Consider the following 23,559-nt stretch of genomic DNA (forward strand, 5'->3'; position numbering starts at 1 on the left):
GCAGCGGCGCGAGTTGAGCGAGACCCCGCCAAACCCGAGCACCGCAGGTTGCCCCGGCGCGCAGCGGCGGGGACGCAGACAGTGGGGTCGCCCTTTCTTTGGTTCCTTTCTTTCGGCGACGCGAAAGAAAGGAACTCGCATGCCGGGCGACTCCCGGCCTCCGCCCTCAACAAAGGCACGCGGCTCAGTCAGCGCACGCAACAAAACGCTACAAAATCAATAGCTGCCAGCGCATATTCCACTAGCGCATCAAGCCAAAAACATCCAAAAACCACCCGGAGAGCCCACCCATGAGCCTCTCCACCCCCTTCATCCACCGCCCCATCGGCACCATGCTCCTCACCCTGGGCCTGGCCCTGGCGGGTGCGGTGTCGTTCTTTCTGCTGCCCGTGGCCCCGCTGCCGCAGGTGGACTACCCCACCATCTCGGTCAGCGCCAGCCTGCCCGGTGCCAGCCCCGACACCATGGCCGCCACCGTCGCCACGCCGCTGGAGCGCTCGCTGGGCGCGATTGCGGGTGTCACCGAGATCACCTCGCGCTCCATCCTGGGCAGCACTTCCATCACGCTGCAGTTCGACCTGGACCGCAACGTGGACAGCGCCGCGCGCGATGTGCAGGCCGCCATCAACGCCGCACGCACGCTGCTGCCCACGGGCATGCCCAGCAACCCGACCTACCGCAAGGTCAACCCGGCCGACTCGCCCATCATGATCCTGGCGCTCACGTCGGACCTGCTCACACGCGGGCAGATGTACGACGCGGCCTCTACCGTGCTGGCGCAAAAGCTCTCGCAGGTCGAGGGCGTGGGCCAGGCCACGGTGAGCGGGGGCGCGCTGCCCGCCGTGCGGGTGGAGTTGGACCCGGTGCGGCTCGCATCCAACGGCATTTCGCTGGAACAGGTGCGCAGCGCCATCGTCAGCACCAACGCCAACCGCCCGCTGGGCGCGGTGGAGCGGGAAGACCACTACTGGCAAGTGGCCACCAACGATCAGGCCCGTGTGGCGGCCGACTACGCGCCCCTGGTGCTGCGCTGGAAGAACGGGCAGGCCGTGCGCCTGCAGGACGTGGCCGAGGTGGTGGACTCGGTGCAGGACGTGCGCAACTTCGGCGTGGCCAATGGCAAGCCGGCGGTGCTGCTGCAGGTGTACAAGCAGCCCGGCGCCAACATCCTTGAAGCCGTAGAGCGCGTGCGCTCGCTGCTGCCCGCGCTGCAGGCGTCCATCCCGGCGGCCATCGACATCGAGGTGGTGTCCGACCGCACACCCACGCTGCGGGCTTCGGTCAAGGAGGTGGAGCGCGCGCTGCTGATTGCCGTGGCGCTGGTGGTGCTGGTGGTGTTCTTGTTCCTGCGCAACGGGCGTGCCACGCTGATCCCCAGCGTGGCGGTGCCGGTGTCGCTGGCAGGCACGTTTGGCGTGATGTACCTGGCGGGCTACACGCTCGACAACCTCTCGCTGATGGCGCTCACGGTGGCCACGGGCTTTGTGGTGGACGATGCCATCGTGGTGCTGGAGAACATCATGCGCCACATGGAGCGGGGCAAGACCGCGCTGCGGGCGTCGCTGGACGGGGCGCGTGAGATCGGATTCACCGTGGTGTCGATGAGCATTTCGCTGATTGCGGTGTTCGTGCCCATCCTGTTCATGGGTGGCATTGTGGGGCGGTTTTTCCGTGAGTTCGCCATCGTCATGTCCTCGGCTATCCTGGTGTCGATGGTGGTGTCGCTCACCACCACGCCCATGATGTGTGCCGCGCTGCTCAAGCCCCACAGCCCGGCAACGGCGCGGCGCAGGGGCTGGGCTGCGGCCTTCAGCCATCGGATCGGTCGCTGGGTGGATCGTATGCAGGTGCGGGGCATGCGCCTGTACCGCCGCAGCCTGGCCTGGTGCCTGCGCCACCAGCCCGTGGCCCTGCTGGCGCTGGTGTGTGTGGTGGGGCTCAACGTGTACCTCTACACCGCCATCGACAAGGGCTTCATGCCCGAGCAGGACACCGGACGCATCTCGGGCTTCATCCGGGCCGACCAGGCCACGTCCTACCAGGCCATGGAGCAGCGGCTTCAGCGTTTCCTGTCCATCGTGCAGGCCGACCCGGCCGTGGAGCATGTGACCGGCTTCACGGGGGGCTGGCAGCGCAATGCGGCGCAGATGTTCATGACCCTCAAGCGTGGGCCCGGGCAGGAGAGTTCGGAGGCCGTGATAACCCGGCTGCGCGAGCAACTCAAGAACGAGCCGGGCGCGCGCCTGTTCATGGTGCCGCAGCGCGACATCCGCATTGGCGGGCGGCAGAGCGGTGCCTCGTTCGACTACACCCTGCAGGCCGACGACATTGGCGACCTGCGCACCTGGGAGCCACGCATCCGCCAGGTGCTGAGCCAGCTGCCCGAGCTGGAGGACGTGAACAGCGACGTGCAGGACTTTGGCCTGCAGACCTCGCTGGTCATCGACCGCGATGCCGTGACCCGGATGGGCCTGACCATGGCGCAGATCGACGCCACACTCAACAACGCCTTCGGCCAGCGCCAGGTGGGCGTGATCTACAACCCGCTCAACCAGTACCGCGTGGTCATGGAGGCCGCGCCGCGCTACCTGCAGAACCCCGAGACGCTGCGCGGCTTCTTTTTCGTCAACAGCCAGGGGCAGCAGATTCCGCTCACGGCGTTTGCGCGCATCACCACCACCAACACACCGCTGTCGGTCAACCACGACCGGGGTACACCCGCCAGCAGCATCAGCTTCAGCCTGGCGCCGGGGGTGTCGCTGTCGCAGGCCACCGAGGCGGTGAACAACGCGGTGGCCGAGCTGGGCGTGCCGGTGTCGGTGCGTGGCTCGTTCAGCGGCACGGCGGGGGCGTTCCAGGACGCGCTGGCGGGTCAGCCGTTGCTGATCCTGGCAGCCATCATCACCATCTACCTGGTGCTGGGCATGTTGTACGAGAGCCTGGTGCACCCCATCACCATCCTGTCCACGCTGCCGTCTGCGGGTGTGGGCGCGTTGCTGGCGCTCATGCTGTTCAAGACCGAGTTCTCGCTCATCGCACTCATTGGCGTGATCCTGCTGATCGGCATCGTGAAGAAGAACGCGATCATGATGATTGACTTTGCCCTCACGCGGCAACGCCAGCAGGGCGAGCCGGGCCGGGCGCCCGTCACGGCCGCGCAGGCCATCTACCGCGCATGCAACCTGCGGTTGCGCCCCATTTTGATGACCACTGTGGCCGCCATCTTTGGGGCCTTGCCGCTGGCCCTGGGGCGGGGCGATGGTGCCGAGCTGCGCCAGCCGCTGGGCATTGCGATTGTGGGCGGCCTGCTGGTAAGCCAGTGGCTCACGCTCTACACCACGCCGGTGGTGTATGTGGCGCTCGACCGGCTGCGTGCGCGCGTGCTGCGCGCGGTGGGGCGGCGCCGCAAGCCAGCGGGCGCCGCGCCTGCGGCCCCGGTGGTATTGCAAGGAAACGACGGATGACTTCTTTCACTTTTTCACGTCGGGTCGCCTGGCCTGCGCTCGTGGCCAGCGGCCTGTGGCTGGCGGGCTGCGCGCAGACGCCGCCGTACGAGCGGCCCACCATGGACATTCCTGCCGCTTACAAAGAGCAGGCCGCCGCCCAGGCCCAGGGCATCTGGAAGCCCGCGCAGCCACAGGCCTCCACCGCCTTGCCCGAGACCTGGTGGACCGTGTACGGCGACGCTGTGCTGGACCGCCTGCAGCAGCAGGCCGAGGCCAACAGCCCCACCCTGGCGCAGAGCGCTGCCCGCCTGCGTGCGGCCCAGGCGGCTGTGACCAGCAGTGGCGCTGCGGCCTTGCCCACCGTGGGGGCCAATGCCAGCAGCAGCCGCGCGCGCAGCGGCACGCAGCTGAGCAACCAGGCGGATGGCAGCAGCACCGCGCGCATCAGCACCAGCCATTCGCTGGGCCTGTCTGCCAGCTGGGAGCTGGACCTGTGGGGCCGCATCTCTGCCGGGGTGAGTGCGGCGCAGGCCAGCGCCCAGGCCAGCGCCGACGACCTGGCCGCTGCGCGCCTGTCGCTGCAGGCTGCCGTGGTGCAGACCTATTTTTCGCTGCGCGCGGCCGAGGCCCAGGCTGCGCTGCTGGGCGAGACGCTCAAGGCCTACGACCGCAGCTGGGAGCTGACGCGCAACCGCCAGGCGGCCGGTGTGGCGTCCAGCGCCGATGTGGCGCAGGCGGAGGCGCAGTACAAGTCCACCCAGGTGCAGCTGCTGGAGGCCCAAACCACGCGCAGCCAGCTGGAGCACGCGCTGGCGGCGCTGCTGGGGCAGGCGCCTGCCGCCTTTGCGCTGGAGCCCACCGCCGCGCTGCCTGCACCGGCTGACGTGCCCCAGTCCTTGCCGTCCGACCTGCTGCAGCGCCGCCCCGATATTGCCGCTGCAGAACGCCGCGTGGCGGCGGCCAACGCGCAGATCGGCGTGGCGCGTGCGGCGTATTTCCCCACGCTCACGCTGTCGGCAGCGGGGGGCTTCCGGGGATCGCCCCTGGCCGACCTGTTCAGCGCGCCCAACCTGTTCTGGTCGCTGGGGCCTGCGCTGGCGGCGTCGATTTTTGATGGCGGCGCGCGCAGTGCCGCCGTAGAGACGGCCCGCGCCGACCACGCGCAGGTCACGGCCGCCTACCGCCAGACGGTGCTGACCGCGCTGCAGGAGGTGGAGGACAACCTCACGGCCGCCGCTGCGCTGGCGCAGGAGGAGCAGCTGCAGCGCGAGGCCACCGCCGCTGCGCAGCGTGCGCTGGACGTGGTGGAGAACCAGTACCGTGCGGGCACCGTGGGTTACCTGAATGTGCTGGCGGCCCAGACCACCGTGCTGTCGTCACAGCGCAGCCTGATCGACGTGAAGAGCCGCCGCCTGACGGCAGTGAATGCGCTGCTGAAGAATGTGGCTGGGCGCTGGGAGGCGCTGCCGCCCGCTTGAAGCCCGCCTGAACTGCGGGCGCAGCTACATCGCCTTGAATAGGTGCGCGTAGAGGCGGCTCACCGGCAGCCGCTCGGGCCGCCCGCGCAGGCTGATGTGCTGCTTGCCCGCCTCGTCGCGCGTGACGGTGGCAATGGCCGTGGCGCGCACCAGGGTGCTGCGGTGCACCTGCCAGAACTCCTGCGGGTCGAGCTGCTCGATCAGCTCCTTGAGCGCGGTGCGGATCAGGTATTCACGCTCGGCCGTGAGCACGCGCACGTACTTGTCGGCCGCCTCGAAGTACACAACGTCCGCCACCGGCACCATGTGGATCTGCGTGCCATGGCTGGCCTGGATCACGCTCAGCCGCGTTGCGGCGGTGGCAGGCGCGGCGGCGGGTGCAGTGCCCACGCCGGGAGCGCCCAGCAGCGCGCGCAGCTGGGCCATGGTGGCTTCGAGTTCGGGTGAGGGCAACGCCGCCGAAGGTGCAGCGGGTGGTGCACCGGTTGCTGCAACGGCTGAGACACGCTGGGCCAGCAGGCCCTGCACCTTGGCCACGGTGCGCGCCAGCCGGTCGGCCTGGATGGGTTTGAGCAGGTAGTCCACCGCCTGCGCTTCAAACGCCTGCACGGCGTACTGGTCGTAGGCCGTGGCAAACACCAGCGCCGGAAAGGGCAGGTCATCCGGCCATGCGTCGGCCAGTTCGGCGGCAGCCTCGATGCCGCTCTGGCCGGGCATGCGGATGTCGAAGAACAGCACGTCGGGCCGCAAGTCCAGCGCCTGCCGCACCGCCGAGCGGCCGTCGCCCACCAGGGCCACCACTTGCAGCTGTGGCCATGCGCGGGCCAGGTCCTGCTGCAGGGCAGCGGCCAGCAGCGGTTCGTCTTCGGCAATCAGGGCACGCGGGGCTCGCTCTGTCATGGTGCGGCGGCAGATTTCAAGGGAAAAGTGACGGTAGCGCTAGTGCCATTTGGCTCTATTGCTATTAATTCAAGAGCGCCTGCAGCGCCGTGCAGCGTGGCCAAGCGCTCGCGCACCTGGGCCAGGCCAAAGCTCTGGCCGGGGCCTGGCACGGGCAGGGTGGCGGGAATGCCCGCCCCGGTGTCTTGTACCTCGATGACCAGCAACAGGCCTTGGGGGCTTGCCTGGGTGCTTGCACGTACGGTGATGTGGCCGCCTTCCACCTGGGGCTCCAGCCCGTGGCGGATGGCGTTTTCCACCAGCGGCTGCAGCAGCAGCGGTGGCACGGGCACGTCGCGCAGCGTGTCGGGCAGGTCCAGTGTGTAGGCCATGCGTGGGCCCATGCGCACGGCCATCAGCTCCAGATAGTCGCGCAGGCGCTCAAACTCCAGCGCCAGCGGGTGCTGGGTGCTGCGCGATGCGCTGAGCGTGGCGCGCAGGTAGGCAATCATGCGGTCCAGCATGTGCTGCGCCCGGGCCGGGTCGGTGCCGATGAGCACGCGCAGGTTGGCCAGGGTGTTGAACAGCATGTGGGGTTCCAGCTGGGTCTCCAGCAGCTTCAGGCGCGATTCGCTGGCGTGCATGCGCGCCTCGGCCATCTTGCTCTCCAGGTAGGCCGACTTGTTGACGGCGTAGAAGTAGAACGTGCCCACCAGCCCCGCAATGGCCGTGATGAGGATGGACGTGCGCTGGTCTGCTCCGGAGATCAACGCCCCCGGCGGGTAGAAGTGAAAGTAGTGCACGCACAGCGCGTCGGCCAGCAAGGTGCCCGCTAGGTAACCCACGACAATGCCCACCAGGACCAGCGCAATGCCCTGCCAGCCGTGTGGCCAGCCCGTTTCGGCGGCGGAGGGTATCAACTCTCGCCCCAGGTCGATGATGGCCCAGGTGAAGGTGCCGATCAGCACCGAATACACCACGGGCGGCCCATAGGGCTTGTCGGGCATGAACGTGCACTGGATGGTGGCCACGACCAGTGTGAAGGCCACCACCTGCAGGTAGTGCCGCAGCTTGCTGACCCCGTTGAACTCGTGGCGCAGCTTCATGGCCGGTCTTGGCGGCGCTGCAGGGCCTCGCGCTCGCGCTGCACCATGCGCTCGCGCAGGCCGCTGCCAGAGCCCAGCAAAAACACCGACACCCCATGCAGCACCAGCCCCAGCCCCCAGCCCAGCAGCGGGTACACCGACCACGGGCGTGTGCCAAACGCATAGCGCGACATGGCAAAGATGAGGGCGTTGACCAGCACGAAGGCCATCGCATGCAGGTACCAGCCCAGCTTGGCGTTGGCGCGGCGGCGGGCGAGTTGGTCGAGGTCTTCGGGTGTCATTGGCATGGAGCTTTGCATTCTAGGCGGCTCAATGGGCGCAGCAACGCGCCAGCATGGGCGTGGTCAGGGTCGTTGCGATGGCGTCGCCGGTTTCAGCGGCTGCAGATGCGTGGCAAAGAACGCCACGGTGCTTGCATCCACCCGCGGCAGCACGCTGCGGTCAAAGCCGGGCGGGTCGCCCAGCAGCTCACGGGTCAGGTCGTTCATGCGGTCCAGGGGCGGCATGGGCGACAGCATGATGCCGTGGCTGCCGTCCTGCAGGTCGGCAAGGTGGGTGCAGCGGTCCTGGCACGCGGCCAGCACGGCGCTGCTGTGAAAACGTGGAATCTGGTTGACGTCCTTGCCCGCGGTGATGAGCCCCAGCGCGATGCGGGGGGTGGCCAGGCTGTCCATGTCGAAGTCGGCCGCAAACGGCACCACGGCCACCGTGGCCGCCACGCGCGGGTCGGTGTGTGCATACAGCGTCTCGTCGCCAAAGCGGTGGCGGATGATGGTGATGGCCACGGCCTTCTTGATGCCGTCCAGCCAGTTGCCGTGCAGGCGGGTGGTGAAGCCGACGCAGGACGAAAAATCCTCCGCCAGATGGGCCTCGCAGTGCTGCTTGAAGCGGGCGGGAGACCATTGCCCCCCGGCAAACACCAGGGCGGTGTGGCCCCCGGCCGAACCACCGAACACGCCCACCTTGTCCAGCGCCAGCAGCGGCGCCAGGCGCGCATCCTGTGCGACGGCATCTACTGCGCGGGAGACCTCGGCGGGGCGGCGCTTCCAGCTCTCCGGGCCGGGGGTGGAGTGGTCTTTGTAGTTGTCGCCGGCATGCTCGGGCAGGGCCACCACAAACCCGGCCTGCACCAGTGCACGGGCCAGGTCTGTGTGCACCCAGGGGCTGCCGCCAGAGCCGTGCGACACCACCACCAGACGGCCGTTGCCCGCCACGGGTGTGCCCTCCCAGGCCAGCTGCAGCGCAAAAGGGCCGCGCTGCACGGGCTGGTCGGCCTCTTGTGCCGGATAGAACACCGTGACGGGCCCGTCCCCCTGTTGCCCTGGCAACTCTGCGAGACCCACGCCTGCATGGGCGGGGCTGGCTGTGATGACGGCTGCGGCCAGCAAGGCCAGGCACCAGGCCATCCAGGTTTTTGTCATGGCCGTGTTTTTGTTGGGAGGAGTCATCATCAGCCGATCAGCGGGGGTTTTGCGCAGCAGCCAGTCGGTCGCGTTCCGCCTGCACCATGCGCTCGTGCAGGTCGCTGCCACCCGCAAGAACGAACACCACCACGCCATGGATGGCCAGGCCGATGCCCCAGCCCAGGGCCGGGAACACCGCCCAGTGCCCCCCGCTGCCCACCGACAGTGCGACCAGCAGCAGGTTGACGAGCAGGTACACGCTGGCATGGATGTACCAGCCCATTTTGGCCCCGGCACGGCGGCGTGCCAGACGTTCGAGGGGATCGGAAGTGAAGGTGTGGTGGCGCATGGGAGGCTCCTGTGCTGAGGGATCGTTACGGGGGGCTCAGGCGGTGGCGGGTGATGTGGCCAAGGGGGCGCTGCGTTGCACCAGTTTCCACAGCCGCAGCGCGCGGGCCGCAAACAGACCGTTGAACACGCCATACAGCGCAGCGATCTGCAGTGCAAAGCCACTGTCGCGTGCCAGGGCGGGTTGCAGGGCCAGCTCCACACCCACGAGGTATTTGGTGAGGAAGATGCCCAGGATCAAGGCCAGCGGCATGGCGCTGCCCGGAATGTAGAAGCAGCGTGACTTGCTTTCGTACAGCGTGCCCTGGGGCGCGGCAGGTTGCAGCCACAGCGCCACGCTGGCAATCAGCACGGCGGCGGCCAGCCAGGCGCCCACCGGCAGCAGGGCCTGGCCCGCAGCGCCAAAGGCCGAGGCGATGCCGTACACCGACAGGCCGGTCATCGCCACCGGCATGACCATGGCCCGCACCAGACTCACGTTGCGGGCCAGCAGCTGGCTGCCGCCCAGCCAGAGCAGACCGGCCAGCAGGGCCCAGACCCAGTAGGGCGTGTTTTCGATGATGCGACCCAGCATCTGGGGTTGTTGGACAAGGAGGTTGAGCAGCATGGTGGTCGTCCTGTTGTAAACAATGAATGGAGGGGTGGAGTCAGATCAGTCCGAGTGCGGACCAGACCGTGTGGCCCAGAAAACGGTCGGGCAGCAGCGTGAAGCCACCAGCCACCACACAGGCGCCGATGTAGGTGCGTTGCATCATCTTGCGGTGGCCGACGATGTTGCGGCGGGCGAGGAACACAAAGGCCATGGCCAGCATGCCCAGGGTGACGGGAATCAGCAGGTGAATCAGACCGAAGCTGCCCCAGCGCGGGCCGGGGCCGCCGGTAATGAAGAGGGCTGACACGGCGGTGGCGACCATCAGCGTGACCCAGGCGTAGCCGGCCGCGCGGTGCAGGCGGGGGCGCTGCGTGGCCCCTTGGCGGGCCCACAGGGCAATGGGGCCGATGGCAACGGCCGCCAGCGCGGCTGCAAGATGGATGGCGATGACGGGGGTGATTTGCATGGCGGGGCTCCTGGCTGGTTCGATGGAACGAACTGTGCCGATGCCCTTCCCAGGGCGCCACAGCCCTGCGACGAAATGCAGCCCACCGGGCGTGAAATGCCGCCACGCGGAGTGAGTGGTGGGCGGATTGGGCCGCCAGAAGCAACGCGGCGGGCGTTTTGCCAGGGGGGCTGGAGCCCACGGCGGATAATCCCGCACCTATTTGCAAGGAGTGCGCGTGGACGTTGTATTGCTGGTCAAGGCCGCCATCATGGGGGTCGTCGAGGGGTTGACGGAGTTTTTGCCCATCTCTTCCACCGGGCACCTGATCCTGGCCGGGTCACTGCTGGGGTTTGACGATGCCAAGGCCAAGGTGTTTGACATTGCCATCCAGACGGGCGCCATTTTTGCGGTGATCCTGGTGTACTGGGCCAAGATCCGCTCCACGCTGGTCGCCTTGCCCACCGAGCGCCAGGCCCAGCGGTTTGCGCTCAACGTGTTCATCGCCTTCGTGCCTGCCGTGGTGCTGGGGCTGCTGTTTGGCAAGGCCATCAAGGCACACCTGTTCACACCGGTGGTCGTGGCCAGCACCTTCATCATTGGTGGCTTCATCATCCTGTGGGCCGAGCGGCGGCCGCCCTCAGCCACCCGCATCCACAGCGTAGACGCAATGACGCCGCTCGATGCCATCAAGGTCGGCCTGGTGCAGTGCCTGGCCATGATTCCTGGCACCAGCCGCAGCGGCGCGACCATCATCGGAGGCATGCTGCTGGGCCTGTCGCGCCAGGCGGCGACGGACTTTTCGTTCTTCCTGGCCATCCCCACGTTGATTGGCGCCGGGGTATACAGCCTGTACAAAGAGCGCGCGCTGCTGTCGGCGGCCGACATTCCGCTGTTTGCCACGGGGTTGGTGTTCTCCTTCCTCAGCGCGTGGCTGTGTGTGCGCTGGTTGTTGCGCTACATCAGCAGTCACAGTTTTGTGCCGTTTGCCTACTACCGCATCGTGTTCGGCGTCATCGTTCTTGTGACCGCGTGGACCGGCTGGGTGCAGTGGGCCGACTGATAATCGGGCCATGCGTTTCATTACCGGTCGGGTCTCCTTTCCCTTGATTTCCTTGCGGGCGCTGGCGCTCGCCGGCTTGTCGGTCAGCCCCTGGGTGGGCGCCCAGGGCTTGCCAGAGGCGGCCAGCACCGAAACCACGGTGTCCGACAAGGCAGAGAGCGAGCAGGCTGCGGCTCCCAAATTCAACTACGCGATCGGCGCCATCGTGGGCAGCAGCCCCGACTACGCCGGGGGCGATGGCCGCAAGAACAGCCTGCGGCCCGCCTGGGCCATCGAGTACGGCCGGTTTCGCCTGAGCACTTCGCGCGGCAGCGCCTTCATGGGCCACGGCCTGGGGCCCCGCGAGTCCGGCGCCAGCGCCACGCTGGCGCAGAGCGACCGCTTCAGCCTGAGTGCAGCCTTGCGCATTGACAAGGGCCGTGACGGGTCGGATGCCCCCATCCTGGTGGGGTTGCCGTCAGTGCGGTCCACCCTGCGGGCACGGATCAGCGCGGGCTATGCCATCACGGACCGCTGGGCGGTGGGGGCCGGGGTTTCGCAAGACATCCTGGGCCGCGACGGTGGCGCGCAATGGTCTACCAGCATTGGCTACACCTGGCCCGTGACGGAGCAGACCAAGGTCAGCTTCGGGGCGGGCGCGAGTTTTGGGGACCGCACCTACGTGCGGGGGCATTTTGGGGTGCCGGCCGGTGGCAGCAGCCCCTTGCCAGCGTTCGAGCCACGCGGCGGTCTGTACAGCGTGGATGCCGGGGTGGAGGTGATGACGGCGCTCAACCGGCACTGGGTGGTGCTGGGCGCGGCCCGCGTGTCCCAGCTGCAGGGCGATGCGCGCCGCAGCCCGTTGACCGTGCAGCCGGTGGGCTATTCGGTCTCCGTGGGGCTGGCCTACCGGTGCTGCCGCTAGGCGCATCCGCTGTAGCAAGGGTTCAACGGGAGCGGTTGTGCCTGGCGAAAGTGCTAAGCTGCCGCTCACAGACAGTTACGCCCAGGCGGCCGCACCCCGTGCCATCACCTTGTCGTGGTGTGTGAAGCTGCCCCTCCGCTGATCCTTTCCCCCACTGGGGTATTGCCGCATGACGCCAGAAGCGCCCGAGTTGTCCTCGCACCCGGAGACCGCCCGCCAAAAGGTGTGGTCCAAGGCGGACCTGCTTGATGTGATCACTCGCAGCGCAGGCGCCACCATGGCTGTGATCGACCGCAGCCTGTCGATGATCTATGTGAACGACGAATACGCGCGCTGGTTCGGCACCGTGCCGGAGGAGCTGGTCGGCAAGACACTGGTGGAGGTTTATGGCGAGCAGGACTGCGCCCGGTTCATGCCGTTTGTGAACCGCGTGCTCAGCGGCGAGCGGGTGCAGTACCAGCGCATGCTGCGCACGCCCTACGGCTTTGACGAGTGGCGCACCATCTGCCTGACGCCCTGGCACAACCCGCAAGGCGCGATTGACGGTTTCATCACCACGGCGCTCGACGTGCACGAGCTGCAGGTCACCATGAATGCGCTGCGCGCGGCCAACCAGCGCCTGTCTTCCCACATGGAGAACAGCCCCCTGGCCGTGGTGGAGATGGACCACCAGCTGCAGCTGCTGCATTGTTCGCAACGCGCGGTGCAGCTGCTGGGATGGCTGCATGTGGCGGGACTGGAGGGGCGGCTGCTGACAGACCTGCTGGCACCTGCCTCGATGGACGACAGCCTGCAGCAGGCGCTGCAGCGGCTGCAGTCCGGCCAGGAGTCCCAGAACCGGGCCGAAACCTGTTTTGTGCGCAGCGATGGCACCGAGGTGCACTGCGAGTGGTTCAACTCTGCCCTGACCGACGCGGACGGCCAGGTGACCTCCATCATGGCGCTGGTTCAGGATGTTTCCGCCAAAATCCAGATCGCGCGGCAGCAGCACTACCTGGCCAACCACGACTCACTGACCGGGCTGCTCAACCGGGCCGCGTTCCAGGGGCGGCTGGAGCAGTCGCTGCTGCATGCGCGGCACACCGAGGGGTCGGTGGCGCTGTTGTTCATTGATCTGGACGGTTTCAAGCACGTGAATGACGCCGAAGGCCACCGCGCGGGCGACGAGGTGCTGCGCATCGTGGCCCAGCGCATCGCCAGCACGGTGCGCGCGGGCGACACCATGGCGCGGCTCGGGGGCGACGAGTTTCTGGTGATGCTGGACCACGAGGTGACCCGTGAGGTCACCGATACCATCGGCCACCGCATCATCGACGCCCTGCAGCAGGGCATGACGGTGGACGGGCGCGAGCTGCGAATTGGCGCCAGCATTGGTGTGGCGGTGTACCCTCCGCTGGAGGGAGACATCGACGCGCTGATGAACCGTGCCGACCAGGCCATGTACGCTGCCAAACGGGCGGGTAAGGGCCGTCTGCATTACGCGTTGACGGCCTGAGCCCTTTTCCTCCCTCTGCGCCCCCGCAGAGCAGGGGCGCGGTATCACGGCAGCCGGATGCTTTGCTGGAAGTGGAAGAAGTTGCCGGGGTCGTAGGCCGCCTTGATCCGCTGAAGCTGCGGGTAGGCCGGGCCCCAGTAGGCGGAGGCAAAGTCGGCCAGCCGCGCATCCGGGTAGTTCTGGTACACGTGGCCGTTCAGGAAGGGTCGCACGAGCTGCATGAAGCCGTCGAGCCAGGCTTCCATCTGGGCGCGCTCCGCCGGGTTGCGCCAGAACACATCCACCACCAGGTCGGCGTCGACATTGCGATGCACAAAGGCGCTGTCGGCCACCGGGTAGCGGTTGATGGCGCCGCCATAGGGCTCCAGATAGGCCAGCGACCAGGGGTTGGGCGACGTCTTGAAGTAGTCGATGATGCGCTGCCAGTCGGCGGGCGAGAGTCGGGTATTGATGTATCCGCTGGCCTTGGTTTCGGCGATCCCGTCCGGCAGGTTGTCGGGCAGGGTGTAGGGGTGGTCTTCCAGCCACACGTTCATGTCGGGGTAGGTGCCGGTCTTGTCCACCAGCAGCTGCGCGCTGGGGATGGCCATCAGCGGTGCAATGGCTGCCAGCCCGTCCTCGCGGCTGCCGCAGAACATGCCCTGCACCATGTACACCGGCACACCGTTCTGGAAGCCCAGGTTCATCATGTAGCCCAATGCGTCGGGCGCACCGGTCTTCATGTAGCCGGCCTGCATCAGTGTGAGCACCTGGGCCGCGTGCATGGCGTCCCAGCTGATGGCCCAGGCCCAGACCTGGTCCAGCCGCTGCATGCGGTAGGTCACCTGCAGCACCACGCCAAAGTTGCCGCCCGTGCCGCCGCGCAGGGCCCAGTAAAGGTCGGAATGCTCCTGCGCGCTGGCGGTGACGATGGTGCCGTCGGCCAGCGCCACACGGAAGGAATCAACCAGGTCACTCTGGATGCCGAACGCGCGCGATGTGTAGCCGTAGCCGCCACCTTGTACAAAGCCCCCCACGCACACGCTGCCACAGGCGCCCGTGGGCACGTGCCAGCCCGTGTGGTTCATGGCGCCGTTAAAGTGGTCAAAGTCGGTGCCCGGCAGCACGTGCACGCGTTCACGTGCAGGGTCCAGCACCACGCCCTGCAAGTCGCTCAGGTCCACCACCATGCCGCTGTTGACCGAGTAGCCCGCGGTGCTGTGGCCACCACAACGCACGGCCACCCACACGCCATAGGTGCGGGCTACGGCCAGGCACTCCAGCACATCGTTCTCGCAGGCGCAAAAGACGATGATCTCCGGATACGACTGAAAGGCTGGGTTTGACTCCTGCCGCGCTGCGTTGTAGTCGGGGCTGGAGGGCAGCACGATGCGTCCTACGATGCGCGCCTCCAGAGCGGCCACCGCCTCCCATGTGAGCACCGGCGTGCTGCCCTGCGCAGCGCTCAACGCCGGCTGTTTTGCCGCCAAAGATAAAAAGTGCGCGACGCGTGCGTCTTTGGCAAGGCGGGCCGAACTTTTGCGATGGGCCATGGCGAGCGATCCTTCAGGAAGTTGCGAAGCCCCGGGTGTACCGGAGCAGGAGCGCTTTGACCAGAGGGAAATGGCAGGCGTGTCTTTCAGCCCGCTGTTGGGCAGCCACCTCTGGATCGTGAAAACGATCTCAGGACGAGGACAGCGCGAGGTCGCCCGTGTTGCGCCGCAGGCAGAACTTGCCGCCCTGTTTGCCGCTGTACATGGCGGCATCGGCCAGCTTGAGCAGGCCAATGGCGTCGGTGCTGTCGTGCGGTGCTATGGCATACCCAATGGTCAGACCGATCTCCACCTGCACGTTGTTCAGCGAAAACGGTGAGCGGAATGCATCCAGCAGCTTGTGGCCCAGCTCTTGCGCCTGCTGCAGGCTGTGCAGCTGTCCAGCCATCACCACGAACTCGTCGCCACCCAGGCGAGCCACCAGGTCACTTTGGCGCACATGGCCTTGCAGGCGCCGGGTCACGGCCACGAGCAGCTCGTCGCCCACGTCGTGGCCATGCTGATCGTTGACGGGCTTGAATCCGTCGAGGTCCATCACGTACACAGCCAGCATTTTTTCTGCGCTACAGCGCGACAGGGCCGATGCGAGCGAGATATTGAGCCCGCGCCGGTTGGGCAGGCCGGTGAGCGGATCGGTGTGGGCGAGTGAGCGCATCACGTCGCGCTCGCGGTTGGCGTCCAGCGCCTCCAACCGCAGCGCCTTGGTGCGCAAGCCCAGCACACGCATGAACAGCAGCATGTCCAGCGTGGCGCCAAACTGGAACGAGTGCAAGGTCCAGAAGTTCACCGGCACCCAACCCTGGATCACGCCAATGACCGTGGCGGTGGCCAAAAAATACAACAGCCAGGCGAGCAGCAGGGTGGAGCCCACCGGGTCGCCCAGCCTTGCGCGGCGCACCGCCCCCGGAATGCCCATGAGCGCTGGCACCAGCCCCAGGATGCTGACGATGCCTGTCACTGCGCGGGTGCTGAGCAGGTCAAGTGCATACAGAGCAGCCAGCACCACGCACAGCACTGCGCCGCCACGCATGCTGCGCAGCAGCCAGCTGCGGGGCCTGTCACCCGCCAAGGCCTGGCTGATGAAGAGAAAGGAGCCGCAGGTGGCCGTGAGCGCAGCCAGACTGGCTGCATGCAACTCCACCCATGGCATATCGCGCCACAGGTACTGCGTGCCCAGGCCGAACAGGTGCAGCGAAAACAGCAGGCTCCCCGCAATGAGCAGTGCGTACTGTATGAACAGCACGTCGCGCAGATTGAGCCACTGCGCCAGGCTGTAGATCAGCAGGCACAGCGCCAGCCCGGTAAGGATGCCTTGCAGCATCTGCTCGTTCAGAGCCTTGCTGTGCCAGGTGGTGGGCTTGTTCATTGTGATGGGCAGCACCATTGCGCCCCGGGTCTCCACGCGCAGCAGCAGGTCGTAGGTGTGTCCGGGCAACATGGCCACGGGCAGTGCATGGGTGCGGCTGCGCAGCGGGCGCTGGGTGTAGGGCTGCAGGCTGCCCAGCGTGGCCTGCTGGGTCACATGGCCGTCTGCAGCCAGGTACACCTCGATGCGTTGCAGCACGGGATAGTCGATGTCCAGCACCCACAGGCCGTTGGATGTCACGGGCACGGTGACCGGGATGCGTACCCACACCGGCTCGGCCCGCACGCCCAGGGTGCCGCTGGTGCCGGGTGGGGCCTGAAAGCGTGACAACTCCGCAAGGACATCATTCACGAGCAGGGTGCCGGAGGGGTCTGGCAGCACAGTGACGGCGGGCCAGGCCTCGATGGAAAGCAGGTCATCCCGCAGTTCAAGGGGGGCTGCCCGCGCACTGGTCGGTAGGGCTGCCAGCAGAAGACACAGTGCCGACAGCAGGCAGGCCACTCGCCACCAGCTGGCAAGAACCGGGTGATGCACAAACCCACTCAAGCGCGTGTACGTCATGAGGCCAGCGCCAGTTCGCCCGGGTTGCGGCGGATGCAGTATTTGCCGCTCTCCTTGCCTGCATACATGGCTGCATCCGCGAGCCGGACCAGGTGCTGTGCATCGCAACTGTCCAGCGGTGCCAGCGCGTAGCCGATGGTCAGACCCACCTGGATGGAGAGGTGGCTCAGCCGGAACGGCTTTTCAAATGCATGCAGCAAGGCCCGCCCTAGTTCCTGGGCTTGTTCGGGGGTGGCCAGTTCGCGCGCCATGACAATGAATTCGTCCCCGCCCAGCCTTGCCACCAGGTCGGTGTGCTGTCGCACATTGGCCTCCAGCCGGTGGCCCACCGCCACCAGCAGGTCGTCGCCCACATCATGGCCGTAGGTGTCGTTGACCGGTTTGAAACCGTCCAGGTCCATCAGGTAGAGCGCTACCAAGCGTTGGGGGCTGGCCTGAGCCAGCGCCGATTGCAGTGCCATTTGCATGCCGCGGCGGTTGCACAGCCCGGTCAGTGAGTCGGTGTAGGCCAGCGAGCGCATGGTGTCGCGCTCGCGCAGCGCTTCAGAGGCCGCGTGGCGCAAGGCGGCAGAGCGTTGACCCAGCACCCGCAGGAACAGCAGCATGTCAGCCGCTGCGCCGAGCTGGAAAGAGTGCAGCGTCCAGAAGTTGACTGGCAGCAGGCCTTGCACCAGGCACACCATGGTCACGGCCGCCGTGAAGTACGCAACCCAGGCCGCGAGCAATGTGGTGCTGACGGAGTCCCCCCGGCGTGCCCGTGCCACGGCGATGGGCAGGCTGATGAGAGAGGGTAGGGGGCCCAGGACGCTGATGATGGCGGTGGTGGTCCGTGTGTTGATCAGATCGACCAGGAAGGCCGCGAGCAGCACCAGGCTCAGCACTGCTCCCGCCTGCATCACCCTCAGGAACCGGCTGTGTGGCATGTGGCCCATCAGCGCATGGCCCATGAACAGGAACGAGCCCGCAATGGCCAGCAGCCCCGCCGCCCCTGCTGCGTGGACTTCGATCCAGAGCCGATCGCTCCAGAGGAACTGGGTGCCAACGCCGAAGAACTGCAGTGAGAACCCGGCACTGCCCACCACCAGCATGCAGTAGTAGAGAAACAGCTTTTCGCGCTGGCTGACCCACTGGGTGAAGCTGTAGACCACCAGGCACAGGGCCAGCCCGGCCAGCACGCCCTGGAACATCTGCTCACGCAGCGACCGGTGCACCAGGTAGGGTGCCTTGCTCAGGGTGATGGGCACGATCATCGCGCCCGAGGTTTGTACCCGGATCAGCAGTTCATAGGGAGTGTCGGCCGCCAGGTCCAGCGTCATCGCTGGGGTGCGGCCCCGCAGCGGGCGCTCGGAATAGGGGCGCAGGTTGCCCAGCGCAGCGTGTTGAGTCAGCCGGCCTTGCTGGGTCAGGTAGATGTCGACTTCGTTGAGCACCGCAAAATCGATGTTCACGATCCATTCATTGCCCGACGCCACGCGCGACATCAGCGGCACGCGAAGCCAGATGGCCTCCTTGCGCACACCCAGGCTGCCGCCACGGCTGGGGGGCTCTGCAAAGTCAGGCAACCGTTCCAGTGCGTCTTGCACGCCCCATTGCAAAGATGGGTCGGCCAGCAACGTGGCCACCGACCACACGTTCACCGGGCGGGCATCGGCTGGCAGCACGAGCGGGCCGGGTTCAGCGGCCCGCGCAGTGGGCAGAGCCAGCACCTGCCACAGTGCCAGCACCAGCAGCCACTGCAGGGGGTGCCAGGGTGTCGGCCGACTGGGGAGCAGGGCGTTGCAATGCATCGTCGTCATGCCAGTGCTGCCGTGGCGGGGATGCGCCGCACCGAGTGCTTGCCGCCTTGTTTGCCCGCGTACATCGCGGCGTCTGCATGCCGCAGCAAGCCCTGCGGGTCGTCACTGTCGAGGGGGGCCAGCGCGTACCCGATGGTCAGGCCCACCTGGATGCGCAGATGGCTCAGCGTAAAAGGGTGCTCAAAGGCCCGCAGCAGCGAGCGGCCCAGGTCCTCCGCCTGCTCGGGCGTGGCCAGGTCGCGGGCCATGATGATGAATTCGTCACCGCCGAGCCGAGCGACCAGGTCGGTCTGGTGCCGCACATTGGCCAGGAGGCGGTGGCCCACGGCCACCAGCAGGTCGTCGCCCACATCGTGGCCGTGCGCGTCATTGACGGGCTTGAATCCATCCAGGTCCATCAGATAGACCGCGACCAGCCGCTGCGGTGAACAGTGGGCCAGCGCAGCGTGCAAAGCATGCTGCAGGCCGCGCCGGTTGCTCAGGCCGGTGAGCGGATCGGTGTTGGCCAGTGACTGCATCAGATCCCGCTCGCGCATGGCCTCCTGGGCCTGCGCCTGGGCCGCGCGGGCGCGCAGGCCCATCACGCGGAAGAACAGCAGCATGTCCAGCGTGGCGCCAATCTGGAACGAGTGCAGTGTCCAGATATTGGCAGGAATCCAGCCTTGCACCAGGCACACCATCGTTCCGGCGGCCACGCCAAAGGCGATCCACGCCACCAGCAGGGTGGCGCCAATGGGGTCCTTGTGCCGCACTCGCGCCATGGCGGCAGGCAGGCTGATGAGCGAGGGGAGGGCCCCCGCCAGACTCATGAAGGCAATGGCAAGGGGCACGGTCAACCAGCCCACCACCAACGCGATACAGACCGCTGCGGTGACTGCCGCGCCCAACCGCATGGTGCGCGCATACCGGCTGCCAGGAGTGTCGCCGGCCAGCGTGTGGCCCAGGAACAGAAACGATCCCGCCAGCGCCATCAGCCCTGCTGCCGGTCCCGAATACCGGTCCATCCACGGGTTATCGGGCCACAGATACTGCGGGCCGACGCCAAAGAACTGCAGCGAAAAGCCCGCACTGCCCAGCACCACCAACGCATAAAAGCCGAACATGCGATCACGCTGCGTGGCCCACTGGATCAGGCTGTACGCGAAGAGGCAGAAGGCCAGCCCGTTGAGCAGGCCCTGCAGCATCTGCTCGCGCAGGGCCTGGCGCAGGTGAATGGGCATTTCGCTGACCGTGATGGGCAGAATCAGCGGGCCGGTGGCCTGGACCCGTATCAGCAGGTCGTAACGTTGCCCCGGCTGCAGGTCGAAGGCCATCGCAGGCGTGCGGCCAGCCAGCTGCGCTGGGTCGGACTGGCGTGCTCGGGCCTGCTGAAGCAGCTTGCCACCCCGGGCCAGGTACAAATCGGCCCTGAGCGAGCTGTAGCCAATGTTGACCACCCACGGGGTGTGCAGCGCCTCGGGCGCAACCAGGGGGATATGCAGCCACATGGCCGCCTTGTGTACGCCCAGCGAGTTGTTGCTCCGTGCTGGAGCCTTGAACTCGTCCAGGCGGTCCAGCATGTCCTGTACCGAGAGCTCGTAGGTGGCGTCGGCCTTGAGGGTGATGGCCTCCCAGGCATCCACCTGCGGTCTGTCCTGTGCGAGCACCAAGGGTTCGCCCGCCTGTGCGCTCCGGGGTAGGGTTGCAGCCAGGAGTACCAGCAGACACAGCACCCACGTTGCCACGCCGCAACACATGCACCGCAAGCGGGCCAGCATCGGGAGGTTGCGCGGCAGCGGTTGCATTGGCGTGGTGGCTAGGGCGATGTGGCTTGCTGTGCCTGGCCTGTCTGGCCCGCCTGCGCGGGCTTTGCCTTGCCAGCCAGGCCCCGGCTCCAGCTGCCAGAGGTGGTCAGCCGATCCTCGATGCGGTTGAGCCAGCCCGGGGCATGGGGGTCGTCGCTCCAGCTGTGTACCACGGTGTCCACCTGGTTGAGCAGTTCGGTGGGCAGTTGCAGCGGGCGCGTCTGGCTCATCAGCACCCTGCTCATGAAGTGGTAGCCCAGCGCCCGCGTGAGCATGCGCACGATCGAAAAACGCGGCAGCAGCAAACCCACCATGGCATCGATGGCACGGGCCAGCAGCAGAACGCACCAGAACAGCAAGGCCGACAGCCAGGGCACGGGCTGGTTCAACCCCAGGTCCTCGGCGGTTTCTCGCCCGCACAGGTAGCGGGTCATGAGCTGCGGGAAGGGCTTGACGATGCGCCAGGGCAGCGCGTTGGCCATGGTCTGCATCAGGGCCTGCCCCAGGGCCGGGCGCGGGTCGGGCGTGACCGGCTCTGCGCGGCCACGGGCCTGCATCAGTGTCATCAGTGCATCGCCCTGCGCCATCGTTTCCACCATCAGGGAGCGGTCGATGCCAAGCACGTGACCCACCACATTCCAGGCGTGGAGGTAGGCTTCTTCGTCGCCGGGCGGCAGACCGAGACCCAGCCGACGCATGCTGCGCAGGAACACGTAGCCGAAGGTCAGCAGCGTGTAGGCCAGCTCCTCCTGGTTGCAGGGCAGACCTTTGGCGGCCAGGTTCCAGCCACGTGCATACAGGGTCTGGTACATCACGGACCGGCCACCACCAGCGGGGGCTGCACGCGGCACCACCAGGCCGTCTCCGCCAGCCTTCCATTGCGCGATGGCATGTTCGGGGCTGCCGTGCAGGATGAGATTGCGCACCGTGGCGTGGATCAACCGCACTTTGAGTACCTGCGCCACACCGGCACCCCGTGGGCTGAGGCCTCCGTGCAGCATCACCGGGAAGATCATGGCCGCCGTGGAACGGATGCGGTATTCGGTGTTCTGTTCCAGCTGGCCGGTCGTGTGCAACACGCTCGACAGGTCCGGGACCACATAACACTCGGGCAGGCTTGCACAGAACAGCAGGATGCAAGACAGCGCACCGTGGTCCATGAAGAGTTTTTCGGCGCGCTCGATCTTGCGGGCATCGGCCCAGGGCGGCAGCACCTGCGCCGCCTGCACATAGTCGTTGAGCGCCTTGGCCATCTCGGCGGTCACATAGCCTTTGGCGGCCTTGTCACCATCCCCTACCTGCACCGGGCCTTCGGTTGCCTGCCAAGTGGCCAGCGTCGCGTTGTCGGTCCACTGGCTGAACAGCAGGTTCACCGTGTTGATGTGCGCCCATTGCAGAGCGTCGGCGGCGACGTCGCCGGGGGGCCAGGGCCCAAGGATCCTGGCAATCGTAGCGTCGGCCAGGGGGTCGGCGTGGTGCTGCATGGGTGCCAGATCGGCAGCTGGCAGCAGAGGGTTGTGGGGCTTGCTGGTCATGCCGCGACCTTACCCGGTGCGCGCCAGCGTTGGAAGCCCGCCAGCGCGCAGAGCAGCGGAATCCCCATGGCAAAGGCTGCAATGGTCCGGATTTCTACCGGGCTGCCCAGAATCATCTGGAACACCATGCCAGCCGCGTAGATGGTCAGCGGCACCATGGCGTGGCGTCGCAGGAAGGGGCTGGCGGGTTGCAAGGGGAGCTGGCGCACCGACATGCGAAAGCTGAAGATGATCACAAAGGCCACGAACACCCAGCCGAAAAAGCCCTGCACGGTTTCGCCAAACCAGGCCCCATCGGTCTTGGCCATGATCCACGCCTTGAGGGTGTACACAAAGTAGGGGTCTGCGCCCAGGTCGAACGCGGTCACGATCATGGCTGCCAGAAATGACAGCATGGCGGCATTGCCCAGGCCAGGAGCGCCGTCCACCGCCGATTGCCAGACGATGAGGTTGCTGATCACATAGCCCGCATACGTCAGTGCAAACCACATCATCGGAATGACCAGTGGCACGTCCAGCAGACGAGGGCCCAGCACATCGGTGTAGGTGTAGTGCCCGAAGAACCAGCCCCGGCTGGAGCCCATCTGTTCGGCAAACCAGCCCAGGCTGACCGCGATCAACACAAACTGCAGGGCAGCGCGGGTGCCAAGCAGATGCGCTGCACTGGTCCAGCAGCAGGCAAACATCAGCACCGAGGCGATGACGATGGCGATGGTGGTGTCATTGTGGGTGCGCACCGCTGTTGCGATGACAAAGGCGGCCAGCAAGGCAAAGCTGAGCGCGGGTAGGCGCCCGGCCGTCGGGGGCTGTGCAGACATGTCGGGTGTATCACGCTGTAACAATTTCGCCAGTGTAGGGGATTGGCGCGGCGTGTGTGTCCCCTGTTTGCCCTGATCGGGGGGCGGTGTGGGGCGTTTTTTCGCGCCTTGCGGTCCGAATTTGGTGGTAAGGCGGAACGCAGGCGACCCTGCGCGGGGATCTGCCAGTACGACTTAAGTTTGGCGGGGCGTGAGCATGGCCAGGTTGAGCAGCGCTGCTTCAATGGCTGCTGCAGTGGCCACGGGCTGCTCCATGGGAAACAGGTGGCTGCCGTCCAGCATCATGGTGCGGCCCTCGGTGACACGCAGCGTCATGGCCATGCCGACCTGCTTCATCTCTTCGGAATCGCGTCCGCCGATGAAGGCGGCCGGGCACTGCAGCGGGTGCTTGCTCAGCAGGCGGCCCAGGTTGTGCGGCAGGGTGTTGTAGATGGCGGTCTCCACCGCGCGGTCAAAGCCCAGCACCCGCTTGCCGTCCTGGTCTTGCAGGCCGTAGGTGATGTAATCGTGCAACACATCGGGGTGCCAGCGTGCAAAAGCCTTCTTCTTGCAAAAGTGCTCCAGCGCCTCTTCGTTGCTGGCCCAGCTGAACCGCCGCTGGCGGCTCACCCGGCCCGGCGATATCGAACCCACCACCTGGGTGCGCTTGGCCACGCTGACCACGTTGGCCTTCCAGCCGCCAATAAGGGGCGAGTCGATCAGCAGTACCCCGCGCACCAGTCCGGGGTGGCGGGCGGCGGCCATCACGCTCAAAAAGCCGCCCAGCGAATGTCCCACCAGAAACACCGGCTGGCCCAGGCGCTGCACCTGCACCGTTGCAAAGTCGGCCAGCTGCTGCACCAGGTGTGGCCAGTTGCTGGTCACCGGGTACTGCGGGTCGTGGCCATAGCGTTCGACCGCGCTGACTTCAAAACCCCGGGTCTTGAGGTGCTTGAACAGCACGCGGTAGGTGCTGGCCGGAAAGCTGTTGGCGTGCGAGAAAACGATGGGGAGCATGGAGGGCATGGC

Annotated in this window: 19 protein-coding genes; 5 read left to right on the forward strand and 14 right to left on the reverse strand. The window is 66.7% G+C overall.

What is annotated here, in order from left to right:
- The first annotated feature begins 290 nt into the window (after nucleotides 1-290).
- Nucleotides 291-3,464, forward strand: a complete 3,174-nt coding sequence (locus ACTJKQ_RS23985; protein ID WP_440598324.1) for an efflux RND transporter permease subunit — start codon at nucleotides 291-293, stop codon at nucleotides 3,462-3,464.
- Complete coding sequence (locus ACTJKQ_RS23990) at nucleotides 3,461-4,924, forward strand: efflux transporter outer membrane subunit (RefSeq protein WP_440598325.1); 1,464 nt, start codon at nucleotides 3,461-3,463, stop codon at nucleotides 4,922-4,924. The genes ACTJKQ_RS23985 and ACTJKQ_RS23990 overlap by 4 nt, the downstream gene beginning before the upstream one ends.
- Nucleotides 4,925-4,948: 24 nt before the next feature.
- Here the strand turns inward: ACTJKQ_RS23990 and ACTJKQ_RS23995 are convergent, their stop codons facing one another.
- From ACTJKQ_RS23995 to ACTJKQ_RS24025, 7 genes are read right to left on the reverse strand one after another with little or no spacing between them, the layout of a single operon-like run.
- Nucleotides 4,949-5,824, reverse strand: coding sequence for a LytR/AlgR family response regulator transcription factor (locus tag ACTJKQ_RS23995; RefSeq protein ID WP_440598326.1), 876 nt, complete (start codon nucleotides 5,822-5,824; stop codon nucleotides 4,949-4,951).
- A complete protein-coding gene (locus ACTJKQ_RS24000; protein ID WP_260668155.1) occupies nucleotides 5,821-6,909 on the reverse strand; it encodes a sensor histidine kinase in 1,089 nt (362 codons plus the stop codon). The genes ACTJKQ_RS23995 and ACTJKQ_RS24000 overlap by 4 nt, the downstream gene beginning before the upstream one ends.
- The gene (locus tag ACTJKQ_RS24005) at nucleotides 6,906-7,196 is read right to left on the reverse strand and encodes a 2TM domain-containing protein (RefSeq protein WP_056748347.1); all 291 of its coding nucleotides are present in this window, start codon (nucleotides 7,194-7,196) and stop codon (nucleotides 6,906-6,908) included. The genes ACTJKQ_RS24000 and ACTJKQ_RS24005 overlap by 4 nt, the downstream gene beginning before the upstream one ends.
- Nucleotides 7,197-7,253: 57 nt before the next feature.
- Complete coding sequence (locus tag ACTJKQ_RS24010; protein WP_440598327.1) at nucleotides 7,254-8,330, reverse strand: alpha/beta hydrolase family protein; 1,077 nt, start codon at nucleotides 8,328-8,330, stop codon at nucleotides 7,254-7,256.
- A gap of 37 nt (nucleotides 8,331-8,367) precedes the next feature.
- Complete coding sequence (locus ACTJKQ_RS24015) at nucleotides 8,368-8,661, reverse strand: 2TM domain-containing protein (RefSeq protein WP_099730871.1); 294 nt, start codon at nucleotides 8,659-8,661, stop codon at nucleotides 8,368-8,370.
- Nucleotides 8,662-8,697: 36 nt separating this feature from the next.
- Complete coding sequence (locus tag ACTJKQ_RS24020) at nucleotides 8,698-9,267, reverse strand: DUF6622 family protein (protein ID WP_099730870.1); 570 nt, start codon at nucleotides 9,265-9,267, stop codon at nucleotides 8,698-8,700.
- Nucleotides 9,268-9,307: 40 nt separating this feature from the next.
- On the reverse strand, nucleotides 9,308-9,718 hold the full coding sequence (locus ACTJKQ_RS24025; protein ID WP_056067036.1) for a DUF2306 domain-containing protein: 411 nt from the start codon (nucleotides 9,716-9,718) through the stop codon (nucleotides 9,308-9,310).
- A 217-nt stretch (nucleotides 9,719-9,935) separates the two neighbouring features.
- Here ACTJKQ_RS24025 and ACTJKQ_RS24030 point away from each other — a divergent pair, with 217 nt between their 5' ends.
- From ACTJKQ_RS24030 to ACTJKQ_RS24040, 3 genes are all read left to right on the forward strand, one after another.
- Nucleotides 9,936-10,760, forward strand: coding sequence for an undecaprenyl-diphosphate phosphatase (locus ACTJKQ_RS24030; protein ID WP_056067100.1), 825 nt, complete (start codon nucleotides 9,936-9,938; stop codon nucleotides 10,758-10,760).
- A 10-nt stretch (nucleotides 10,761-10,770) separates the two neighbouring features.
- A complete protein-coding gene (locus tag ACTJKQ_RS24035) occupies nucleotides 10,771-11,664 on the forward strand; it encodes a MipA/OmpV family protein (protein ID WP_440598328.1) in 894 nt (297 codons plus the stop codon).
- A 169-nt stretch (nucleotides 11,665-11,833) separates the two neighbouring features.
- Nucleotides 11,834-13,159, forward strand: coding sequence for a diguanylate cyclase domain-containing protein (locus tag ACTJKQ_RS24040; protein ID WP_260668150.1), 1,326 nt, complete (start codon nucleotides 11,834-11,836; stop codon nucleotides 13,157-13,159).
- 44 nt (nucleotides 13,160-13,203) lie between these two features.
- Here the strand turns inward: ACTJKQ_RS24040 and ACTJKQ_RS24045 are convergent, their stop codons facing one another.
- The 7 genes from ACTJKQ_RS24045 to ACTJKQ_RS24075 all read right to left on the reverse strand — a co-directional run bounded on the left by ACTJKQ_RS24045 (nucleotide 13,204) and on the right by ACTJKQ_RS24075 (nucleotide 23,547).
- Nucleotides 13,204-14,691, reverse strand: coding sequence for an FAD-binding oxidoreductase (locus ACTJKQ_RS24045; RefSeq protein WP_440598329.1), 1,488 nt, complete (start codon nucleotides 14,689-14,691; stop codon nucleotides 13,204-13,206).
- 130 nt (nucleotides 14,692-14,821) lie between these two features.
- Complete coding sequence (locus tag ACTJKQ_RS24050; protein ID WP_440598330.1) at nucleotides 14,822-16,618, reverse strand: diguanylate cyclase domain-containing protein; 1,797 nt, start codon at nucleotides 16,616-16,618, stop codon at nucleotides 14,822-14,824.
- Nucleotides 16,615-18,405 (reverse strand): diguanylate cyclase domain-containing protein, encoded by a 1,791-nt coding sequence (locus ACTJKQ_RS24055; protein WP_440598334.1) that lies wholly within the window; start codon nucleotides 18,403-18,405, stop codon nucleotides 16,615-16,617. Before ACTJKQ_RS24055 ends, ACTJKQ_RS24050 begins: the two co-directional genes overlap by 4 nt.
- Before the next feature lie 5 nt (nucleotides 18,406-18,410).
- Nucleotides 18,411-20,060, reverse strand: a complete 1,650-nt coding sequence (locus ACTJKQ_RS24060; protein WP_440598335.1) for a diguanylate cyclase domain-containing protein — start codon at nucleotides 20,058-20,060, stop codon at nucleotides 18,411-18,413.
- Between the two features lie 149 nt (nucleotides 20,061-20,209).
- Nucleotides 20,210-21,733 carry an oxygenase MpaB family protein gene (locus tag ACTJKQ_RS24065; protein WP_440598331.1) on the reverse strand — a complete coding sequence of 508 codons (1,524 nt, stop codon included), beginning with the start codon at nucleotides 21,731-21,733 and terminating at the stop codon, nucleotides 20,210-20,212.
- Nucleotides 21,730-22,551: a carotenoid biosynthesis protein gene (locus ACTJKQ_RS24070; RefSeq protein WP_099730863.1), complete on the reverse strand. Its 822-nt coding sequence runs from the start codon at nucleotides 22,549-22,551 to the stop codon at nucleotides 21,730-21,732. Before ACTJKQ_RS24070 ends, ACTJKQ_RS24065 begins: the two co-directional genes overlap by 4 nt.
- Before the next feature lie 174 nt (nucleotides 22,552-22,725).
- Complete coding sequence (locus ACTJKQ_RS24075; protein ID WP_260668205.1) at nucleotides 22,726-23,547, reverse strand: alpha/beta fold hydrolase; 822 nt, start codon at nucleotides 23,545-23,547, stop codon at nucleotides 22,726-22,728.
- Nucleotides 23,548-23,559 lie beyond the last annotated feature (12 nt).

It is taken from the genome of Acidovorax sp. 22279 (assembly GCF_052045435.1).
Classification (GTDB): domain Bacteria; phylum Pseudomonadota; class Gammaproteobacteria; order Burkholderiales; family Burkholderiaceae_C; genus Acidovorax; species Acidovorax delafieldii.

Bases quoted from the DNA above. Each gene is read 5' to 3' on its own strand.
- ACTJKQ_RS23985 (WP_440598324.1), top strand. From the start codon at position 291: ATGAGCCTCTCCACCCCCTTCATCCACCGCCCCATCGGCACCATGCTC.
- ACTJKQ_RS23990 (WP_440598325.1), top strand. From the start codon at position 3,461: ATGACTTCTTTCACTTTTTCACGTCGGGTCGCCTGGCCTGCGCTCGTG.
- ACTJKQ_RS23995 (WP_440598326.1), bottom strand. From the start codon at position 5,824: ATGACAGAGCGAGCCCCGCGTGCCCTGATTGCCGAAGACGAACCGCTG.
- ACTJKQ_RS24000 (WP_260668155.1), bottom strand. From the start codon at position 6,909: ATGAAGCTGCGCCACGAGTTCAACGGGGTCAGCAAGCTGCGGCACTAC.
- ACTJKQ_RS24005 (WP_056748347.1), bottom strand. From the start codon at position 7,196: ATGCCAATGACACCCGAAGACCTCGACCAACTCGCCCGCCGCCGCGCC.
- ACTJKQ_RS24010 (WP_440598327.1), bottom strand. From the start codon at position 8,330: ATGACAAAAACCTGGATGGCCTGGTGCCTGGCCTTGCTGGCCGCAGCC.
- ACTJKQ_RS24015 (WP_099730871.1), bottom strand. From the start codon at position 8,661: ATGCGCCACCACACCTTCACTTCCGATCCCCTCGAACGTCTGGCACGC.
- ACTJKQ_RS24020 (WP_099730870.1), bottom strand. From the start codon at position 9,267: ATGCTGCTCAACCTCCTTGTCCAACAACCCCAGATGCTGGGTCGCATC.
- ACTJKQ_RS24025 (WP_056067036.1), bottom strand. From the start codon at position 9,718: ATGCAAATCACCCCCGTCATCGCCATCCATCTTGCAGCCGCGCTGGCG.
- ACTJKQ_RS24035 (WP_440598328.1), top strand. From the start codon at position 10,771: ATGCGTTTCATTACCGGTCGGGTCTCCTTTCCCTTGATTTCCTTGCGG.
- ACTJKQ_RS24040 (WP_260668150.1), top strand. From the start codon at position 11,834: ATGACGCCAGAAGCGCCCGAGTTGTCCTCGCACCCGGAGACCGCCCGC.
- ACTJKQ_RS24045 (WP_440598329.1), bottom strand. From the start codon at position 14,691: ATGGCCCATCGCAAAAGTTCGGCCCGCCTTGCCAAAGACGCACGCGTC.
- ACTJKQ_RS24050 (WP_440598330.1), bottom strand. From the start codon at position 16,618: ATGACGTACACGCGCTTGAGTGGGTTTGTGCATCACCCGGTTCTTGCC.
- ACTJKQ_RS24055 (WP_440598334.1), bottom strand. From the start codon at position 18,405: ATGCATTGCAACGCCCTGCTCCCCAGTCGGCCGACACCCTGGCACCCC.
- ACTJKQ_RS24065 (WP_440598331.1), bottom strand. From the start codon at position 21,733: ATGACCAGCAAGCCCCACAACCCTCTGCTGCCAGCTGCCGATCTGGCA.
- ACTJKQ_RS24070 (WP_099730863.1), bottom strand. From the start codon at position 22,551: ATGTCTGCACAGCCCCCGACGGCCGGGCGCCTACCCGCGCTCAGCTTT.
- ACTJKQ_RS24075 (WP_260668205.1), bottom strand. From the start codon at position 23,547: ATGCTCCCCATCGTTTTCTCGCACGCCAACAGCTTTCCGGCCAGCACC.